This window comes from Gemmatimonadota bacterium (genome assembly GCA_016209965.1).
GTDB lineage: Bacteria > Gemmatimonadota > Gemmatimonadetes > Longimicrobiales > RSA9 > JACQVE01.
Map to the genome: position 1 here is coordinate 1 of JACQVE010000031.1, position 7,581 is coordinate 7,581.

Below are 7,581 nucleotides of genomic sequence, written 5' to 3' on the forward strand. Positions count from 1 at the left end.
GGGCGTCCGCGCGGACACCGCGCTGGTCACGATCACGCGCTGGCCGGAAGAGCTGCGCATCCTGCTCTCGTGGACCGCGGCGCTGGACCTGGACGCGCACGAGCGGGGACCGGTGCAGGGTGGCGGGCAGTTCCACGTCTTCTGGGGTGACAAGGGCAGCCCCAACGCGGCGCCGTATGCGTTCCTGGACGGCGACATCGAGACCCGGGGAACGGAGACCATCACGCTGACGCGGCAGATCGCGGGCACCTACCGCTTCACCGTCCACAACTACACGGACCGTCGCGCCACGCCGAGCAGCCCCAGCAGCCGTCTGGGTGCTTCCGGGGCCGTGGTGGAAGTCTCCCGGCGCGGGGTGCCCGTGGCCCGCTACACGGTGCCGAACCAGGCGGGCACCCACTGGACAGTGTTCGATCTGAGCGGCACGACGATCACGCCCGTGAACACCGTGACATACGAGACGAACCCCTTCAACGCGAGCGTCCTGCCCGGCGCCCTCCGTGGTGCCGCGCCCGTTCCGCAGGAAAAGTCCGCCGCACCGAAGCGGAACGTGTCCCGGCAGGCCGTGGACTCTACGGAGGACGACCGCCCATGAAGCGCAACTCGCCGACCGCGTTGTTCCTGGCCGCGCTTTGCGCCGGCGCCGCCGGCTGCGAACAGGAGGAACAGAAGCTGCCCTTCACGGTGGCGGAGGAGGCGCAGAGCGAGGCGGTGGTGCGCACCATCAGCCAGCAGGGGGGCACGGTAAGCACTCCTGCGGGCGTCTCGCTGCAGATCCCGCCCAACGCCGTACAAACCTCCACCCAGGTTACCGTCCAGCCGCAGAGCGGGTCAGATGTAGGAGCGAAGGTGGACGGCCGGGTCCTGGCCGGCACGATCTTCAAGCTGATGCCGGAGGGCCAGGCACTGGGCGCGGCGGCGAGACTGGACATGAGAGCCGATCCCGGCAAGTTCTCGGACGCCGAGGCGCTCGCCCTCGCCGGGGTCCAGGTCGTAGGCGGCGTGGCCAGCAGCCTGAACGACGCCAGCATCGACCTCCACGCCGGGATCCTGCGCACCTCGATCGATCGGCTGGGCACTGTCGCCGTGCGCGTGGCCGAGGACGTGATCCGGCCCACGGCCAGCGCCCCACCGCCGAAGGGCGGCCCGATCTTCAGCCTGGCGCCGCCAGGGGCCGCAGGCGCGAGTGCGCTGATCACCTACCGGGCGCGCTGCGGCGGCCCGGCCAGCTCCTGCACGCAGGGCCCCGACGCCATGCTCTCGGTGCTCATCACGCCCAACCTGCAGAGCCATTTCGAGAACCAGATGGCCTTCCTGCCGGACAGCGCGCGGGGCGAGCTGATCTTCAACTCGAACAACTACACCATGCAGGGCGCGATCGAGGCCTGGGGGTACCTGCGGGCCCGTGCCGGGAACGCGGTTGGCTCGAAGTTCGAGACCAGCCGCATCGTTACCGGCACCGAAACGGGGCCGCCGCTGCCCGTACCCGTGGATATCGACGAGAAGAAGGCCAGCATACGATTCCTGGGCAAGACGCTGCGCTATACGGCGGACGGGACCTCGCTGACGCTGCGCATGCCGCCGAATACCGTGACCTTCCGCCGCACCGTGACCCTGGCAGACGGCACGACCCAGACGGTCGAGGACACCGGCGTCTTCGAAGCGGTCATCCGGTTGAGGCGCGTGCAGTAGCGGTCAGGGCCGCGCCCGCCTGAGCGGCCGGCCGCAACGCGCGCAGAAGCGGCTCCCTGGCGGGTTGGCCATCCGGCAATGGCGGCAGATGGCGCTGCTACGCTGCTTGCCGCGATCCCGACCTTCTGGCGCTTCCTCCGGCTCTGATTCGTCCACAGGTGTTGCGCCCCCGCCCGGTCGAAGGATGGGATAGAGCACGGCGCCGGCCGCCCCGACCACGAGCAGTATCACGACCAGTAGCTCCATGGGCCTCAGCGCGTTTCCCGCGCGAGCGCCAGTGCTGCGCCGATGCCGGCCGCGTCCCACACCAGGTCCCTCAGACTGAAAAGCTCGCCGGCGCGCCGGTCCCGCCACTCCTTCCAGAGCCCGGCCGCGGCGGCGGCTCCCCCGGCCGCCACCAGACCAGCGTCCCCTTCCGCTCCCGCGGTTCGGACCGCGGCGAAGACGAAGCTCGTGACCGCGGCCGACATGAAGAAATGCTGGAGCTTGTCCTCGGCGAACCAGCGCTCGGGCGGCGCCGGCTTTTCCCGGTTCGCACGCCGCGAGTCGGGGAAGCGGCTGGGCGCGGCTGCTGGCGGCCCGACGGGCGGCTCGAGTGGGGTGGCCGGGGCCGTACTGCCCAGAGACAGCCGCAGGCCGAGGACGATCGGAACGAGTTGCTGCAGCATGGTTTCCCCCCAGGGGGCCAGTCGAGCGGCTGGGCGCCCTCGGCGCGTGGCTGTATTTACGATGGCCGGCCTGCCGTCCGCACCCTGCATGCGAAGGCTCAGGGTGCGGCGCGCTGGAGGGCGGGCGCAGCCGCCGCCCGCCGGGCGCGCGCGTGTTCCAGCGCGCGCTGCACGGCATCCTCGGGTGTTTCCGCCTGCTCGAGTCCCAGCCCCGCGGCCAGTCCGGCGCGCAGCAGCACTACCGGTACGTCGATCTTCCGGGCCAGTGCTACCTCGGAGAGCGTGCCCCACTCGCCCGCGACGGCGATCACTGCTTCCGCCGCGCGCACGACCAGGATATTCCGCCCCTCCCCCATACCGGTGGCCAGCGGCAGGCTAATGTAGGGGTTGGCCTCACCGGCCCGCGTGCCCGGCAGCAGGCCCACGGTCAGGCCGCCGGCGGCCGTGGCCCCGCGCGCCGCCGCCTCCATGATGCCGCCCCGGCCGCCGCAGATCAGCACTGCGCCTGCCGCGGCAATGCCCCGGCCGACCGCTTCGGCCAGGGCGCATTCCTCGGCGGTAGCAATGCCGCCGCCGCACACGGCAATGCGGAGCGGCTGTTCAACCGGCATGCGCGGCCCAGGCCCGCGCCGCGGCAACGGCGCGCCGCCAGCCGGCGAGGAGCGCGTCCCGGTCGGCCGCCGCCATGGTGGGCTGGAAGCGGGCGGGCTCGGCCCGCGCGGCCAGGAACGCCGGCGCGTCGGGCCACACGCCCACGCCCAGGCCGGCCAGGCCGGCGGCGCCCAGCGCGGTGGTCTCGACCGTAGCCGGCCGGTGCACGGGCAGCCCCAGGATGTCTGCCTGGAACTGCATCAGCCAGTCGTTCTGCGCCGCGCCTCCGTCCACCGCCAGTTCGCGTGCGGCGACTCCCGAGTCGGCGGCCATGGCGTCGAGCACGTCCCAGGTGGCGTAGGCCATGGCTTCCAGCGCGGCCCGCGCCAGGTGCGCGCGACCGGTGCCGCGGGTCAGGCCGACTATGGTGCCCCGGGCCTCCGGCTCCCAGTGCGGCGCGCCCAGCCCTACGAAGGCGGGAACCAGGTAGACGCCGTCATTGGAGGCCAGCCCGCGCGCCAGCGCCTCCGTCTCTGGTGCGTGCTGGATCACGCCCAAGGCGTCGCGCAGCCATTGCACGGCCGCGCCGGCAATGAAGATCGAGCCCTCCAGGGCGTAGACCGGCTCGCCGCGCGGCCCGCAGGCCACGGTCGTCAGCAGTCCGCGCCCGGAATCGACCCGCTCCTGCCCCGTGTTGAGCAGGAGGAACGCGCCTGTACCGTACGTGTTCTTGGCCAGCCCCGGCGCCCAGCAGCCCTGGCCGAAGAGCGCCGCCTGCTGGTCCCCGGCCACGCCGGCCACCGGGAGCGGCCGGCCGAACAGCTCGGGGTCCGTTTCGCCAAACGTGCCGCTCGAGGCCCGTACCTCCGGCAGCACAATCCGCGGCACGCCGAACAGGTCGAGCAGCTCCTCGTCCCAGTCCAGCCGGTCAATGTTGTAGAGCAGCGTGCGGGAGGCATTGGTGGGGTCGGTCGCGTGCACGCGCCCACCCGTGAGCTTCCAGATCAGCCAACTGTCGATGGTGCCGGCGGCCAGCTCGCCCGCCTCGGCGCGGGGCCGCGCGCCCGGCACCTGCTCGAGCAACCACTCCAGCTTGGTGGCCGAGAAGTAGGGGTCCAGCACCAGTCCGGTACGCTCCCGGGCCCACGTCTCGCGCCCCGCCTCCCTGAGCGCCCGGCAGCGGCCGGCCGTGCGCCGGTCCTGCCAGACAATGGCGCGGTGCACGGGCAGCCCCGTCGCCCGCTCCCAGAGCACCGTCGTCTCCCGCTGATTGGTGATGCCGATGCCCGCGATCTCGCCCGCAGCGCCGCCGGCCGCCGACCGCGCCGCGGCCAGCGCCTCGCGCGCCACGCGCAGCGTGACCTGCCAGATCTCCTCGGCGTCGTGCTCGACCCAGCCGGCGGCTGGATAGTACTGCGTGAACTCGGAGTAGGCGCGGCTCACCACCTCGCCGCGCCGCCCGATCACCAGACAGGTCGTGCCCGTCGTCCCCTGGTCAATGGCCAGGATCACTCGAGCGCCTCCCGGATCGCCGCGGCATACGGCGGCCGCAGCACGCCGCGGTCCGTAACAATAGCCGTGATCAGCTCGGCTGGCGTAAGGTCGAAGGCGGGGGCATAGACCTGCGCATCCGCGGGCGCCGTCAGCCGGCCAAAGCCGCGGCGCACCTCCTCGGGATCTCGCTCCTCGATCGGGATGCCCCGCCCTTCCGGCACCGCGCAGTCCACCGAGCTGGTCGGCGCCGCCACGTAGAAGGGGATGCCGTGGTGCCGCGCCAGCACCGCGAGCTGGTAGGTGCCGATCTTGTTGACGACGTCGCCGTTAGCCGCGATCCGGTCGGCTCCCACCAGCACCAGGTTCACCCTGCCCTGCTGCATTAGGAAGCCCGCCACAGTGTCCGCCACCAACGTCACGTCTACGCCCGCGCGCTGCAGCTCCCACACGGTCAGCCGGCTGCCCTGCAGCATGGGCCGCGTCTCGCCGGCGTAGACCCGCAGGGCGCGGCCCTGCGCCCGGGCCAGGTAAACTGGCGCCAGCGCCGTCCCCATGCCTCCCGTGGCCAGCGCCCCCGCGTTGCAATGCGTGAGCACGCCGACGACGCCCTCGGGCGGCAGCAGCGCCAGCCCGTGCTGGCCGATGCGGCGGCACATGGCACGGTCCTCCTGGAGGATCGCGCTGGCCTCGCCGTGCAGCCGGCAGGCGACCACGCCCGGTGAACTATCCTCGAGCGACGCCGCCAGGCGCCGCATCCGCTCGAGCGCCCAGAACAGGTTGACCGCCGTGGGGCGAGTGTCGGCCAGGAGCCCGCAGGTTTGCTCGAGCTTCAGCCGGAATTCCGGCAGTGCCAGGCCCGTGTGGCGCGCCAGTTCGAGCGCCAGCCCCATGGCCGCCGCAATGCCAATGGCGGGCGCACCCCGCACGCGCATGGCGCGGATGGCCTCGGCAACTTGCTCCGCCGTCTCCAGCCGCAGCCGTACCTCCGCCTCCGGCAGCCGCGTCTGGTCCAGCACGTCCAGCGCGCGGCCATCATCGGCCCAGCGCACCGCTTCTGGATAGGAAGTCATACCGGGCGCAAACCCAGGAAGTTGTACCGCCAGCCGACGGCTTCGAAGAGGGAGATCAAGCGCGCGACCGGCAGGCCCATGACGGCAAAGAAGTCGCCATCGATGCGCTCGACGAGCGCCGCGCCGTACCCCTGGATGCCGTAGGCGCCCGCCTTGTCCCGGGGCTCGCCCGTGGCCACGTAGTCCCGCGCGGTCTGCCGGGAGAAGGATCGGAATCGAACCATAACTCCCTCCACGGCGCTGCCCATGCGCCCGCCCGGCGCGGCCACGGCAATGCCGGTCTCGACGCGGTGCTCCCGGCCCTGCAGCCGGAGCAGCATCCGGAGGGCCTCCTGGTCGTCGCGAGGTTTGCCCAGCACCTCGCCGTTCACGACCACGATAGTATCGCTGCCCACGACCAGTGCCTCAGGACGCCGCGCAGCAATCAGGCCCGTCTTTTCCCGCGCCAGTCGCTCGACGTGCGGCGCCGGTTCTTCGCCCGGCTGCATTGATTCGTCCACCTGCGCGGGGACGACCTCGAAGCGGAGGCCCAGCATCGCCAGGAGCTGTGCGCGCCGGGGCGAGCCGGAGGCCAGCACGAGAGGCGGGTGCTCGCCGGGGGCACCCGCCTGCCGCCCGAGGCCCGTTTCCCGGGCAGGCCGGGGGCGCGGCGGCTCAGCGTTCCAGGATGAGCGTGACCGGCCCGTCATTCACCAGCTCGACCTCCATCATGGCGCCGAACTCGCCGCTTTCCACGCGCCCCGGCGCGCGCTCCCGCAGCAGCTCGAGGAAGCGCTGGTAGAGCGGGACCGCGATCTCCGGCGGGGCCGCGGCCACGAAGCTGGGGCGCCGGCCCTTTCGCGCATCGGCGTACAGCGTGAACTGGCTCACCACCAGCAGGTCACCGGCCACGTCCTCGAGTGCCAGGTTCATCTTGCCCCCGGCGTCCGGGAAGAGACGGAGCGCAATGACCTTCTCCGCCATCCAGCGCAGCGCCTCTTCCCCGTCGCCGGCGTGGAAGCCGGCGAGCAGCAGGTAGCCGCGGCCGATCTGGCCGGCCACGCGCCCCCCGATCACTACCCGGGCGCGGGACACGCGCTGCAAGACGAGGCGCACGCGACTTCGCCCGGCCGGCCCTCACTCGACGGTGACGGATTTGGCCAGGTTGCGCGGCTGGTCGACGTCGCTCCCGCGCATGACCGCCATGTGGTAGGCCAGGAGCTGGAGGGGCACGGCCGAGAGCACGGGCGTCAGCATGTCGATGGTCCTGGGGATCGGGATCAGGTGATCCAATTTCTCCGCCAGCTCGCCGTTACCATCCGTGACCACGGCAATCACCTGCCCGCCCCGCGCCTTCACCTCCTCGATGTTGGTGAGCACCTTGCTGTAGACGCCGTCCGCCGGTGCCAGCACCACCACAGGCATGTTCTCGTCGATCAGCGCGATGGGGCCATGCTTCATCTCGGCCGCGGGCAGCCCCTCGGCGTGGATGTAGCTGATCTCCTTCAGCTTGAGCGCGCCCTCGAGCGCAGCCGGGAAGTTCACGCCGCGGCCCAGGTAGAGGAAGTTCGAGGCGCCCTTGTAGATGCGGGCCAGCTCCCGGATCGCGTCATTCAGCTCGAGCACCTGCTCGACCTGCTCGGGCAGGCGCCTGAGTGCCGCAATGATCTCGCGCCCATCCCCTGGCGACAGGTTGCGCAGCCGCCCGAGCAGCACGGTGAAGAGCGCCAGTGCGACCACCTGGCTGGTGAAGGCCTTGGTTGAGGCGACGCCGATCTCGGGGCCCGCGTGCAGGTAGATGCCGCCATCGGCTTCCCGCGCAATCGTCGAGCCCACCACATTCACGATGCCCAGCACCAGCGCGCCACGCCGTTTCGCCTCGCGCAGCGCCGCCAGGCTGTCCGCCGTCTCGCCCGACTGGCTGATCACGATCACCAGCGTCTTCTCGTTCACGACCGGGTTGCGGTAGCGGAACTCGGAGGCGTACTCGACCTCGACCGGGATGCGCGCCACCTCCTCGAGCATGTACTCGCCGATCAGGGCGGCATGCCAGGAGGTGCCGCACGCCGTGATGACCATGTTCTCGA

9 protein-coding genes are annotated in these 7,581 nt (G+C 71.7%); 2 read left to right on the top strand and 7 right to left on the bottom strand.

Translation table 11 applies throughout. The annotated features are described in order from the left end of the window. Both HY703_01310 and HY703_01315 read left to right on the top strand, forming a co-directional pair. Positions 1-595: hypothetical protein (locus HY703_01310; GenBank protein ID MBI4543816.1), on the top strand; the 595-nt coding region annotated here is incomplete at its 5' end. Then, positions 592-1,692 (top strand): hypothetical protein, encoded by a 1,101-nt coding sequence (locus tag HY703_01315; protein MBI4543817.1) that lies wholly within the window; start codon positions 592-594, stop codon positions 1,690-1,692. The genes HY703_01310 and HY703_01315, both read left to right, overlap by 4 nt. A gap of 251 nt (positions 1,693-1,943) precedes the next feature. Here HY703_01315 and HY703_01320 read toward each other — a convergent pair whose 3' ends face one another. The 7 genes from HY703_01320 to glmS form a co-directional block, all read right to left on the bottom strand. Further along, positions 1,944-2,360: a hypothetical protein gene (locus HY703_01320; GenBank protein ID MBI4543818.1), complete on the bottom strand. Its 417-nt coding sequence runs from the start codon at positions 2,358-2,360 to the stop codon at positions 1,944-1,946. 98 nt (positions 2,361-2,458) lie between these two features. After that, positions 2,459-2,971, bottom strand: a complete 513-nt coding sequence (locus HY703_01325; GenBank protein MBI4543819.1) for a TIGR00725 family protein — start codon at positions 2,969-2,971, stop codon at positions 2,459-2,461. Next, complete coding sequence (gene glpK, locus HY703_01330; GenBank protein MBI4543820.1) at positions 2,961-4,463, bottom strand: glycerol kinase GlpK; 1,503 nt, start codon at positions 4,461-4,463, stop codon at positions 2,961-2,963. The genes HY703_01325 and glpK overlap by 11 nt, the downstream gene beginning before the upstream one ends. Beyond that, positions 4,460-5,515: an S-methyl-5-thioribose-1-phosphate isomerase gene (gene mtnA / locus HY703_01335; protein MBI4543821.1), complete on the bottom strand. Its 1,056-nt coding sequence runs from the start codon at positions 5,513-5,515 to the stop codon at positions 4,460-4,462. The genes glpK and mtnA overlap by 4 nt, the downstream gene beginning before the upstream one ends. Beyond that, the gene (gene maf / locus HY703_01340) at positions 5,512-6,204 is read right to left on the bottom strand and encodes a septum formation inhibitor Maf (GenBank protein ID MBI4543822.1); all 693 of its coding nucleotides are present in this window, start codon (positions 6,202-6,204) and stop codon (positions 5,512-5,514) included. Before maf ends, mtnA begins: the two co-directional genes overlap by 4 nt. Next, complete coding sequence (locus HY703_01345) at positions 6,170-6,610, bottom strand: D-tyrosyl-tRNA(Tyr) deacylase (protein ID MBI4543823.1); 441 nt, start codon at positions 6,608-6,610, stop codon at positions 6,170-6,172. Before HY703_01345 ends, maf begins: the two co-directional genes overlap by 35 nt. 21 nt (positions 6,611-6,631) lie before the next feature. After that, on the bottom strand, positions 6,632-7,581 hold a 950-nt coding region (glmS, locus tag HY703_01350), incomplete at its 5' end, for a glutamine--fructose-6-phosphate transaminase (isomerizing) (GenBank protein MBI4543824.1).

Excerpts from the sequence above, each read along its gene's own strand:
- maf (MBI4543822.1), bottom strand. The coding sequence starts at position 6,204 with ATGACGGGCCGGTCACGCTCATCCTGGAACGCTGAGCCGCCGCGCCCC.
- HY703_01320 (MBI4543818.1), bottom strand. The coding sequence starts at position 2,360 with ATGCTGCAGCAACTCGTTCCGATCGTCCTCGGCCTGCGGCTGTCTCTG.
- HY703_01325 (MBI4543819.1), bottom strand. The coding sequence starts at position 2,971 with ATGCCGGTTGAACAGCCGCTCCGCATTGCCGTGTGCGGCGGCGGCATT.
- mtnA (MBI4543821.1), bottom strand. The coding sequence starts at position 5,515 with ATGACTTCCTATCCAGAAGCGGTGCGCTGGGCCGATGATGGCCGCGCG.
- HY703_01315 (MBI4543817.1), top strand. The coding sequence starts at position 592 with ATGAAGCGCAACTCGCCGACCGCGTTGTTCCTGGCCGCGCTTTGCGCC.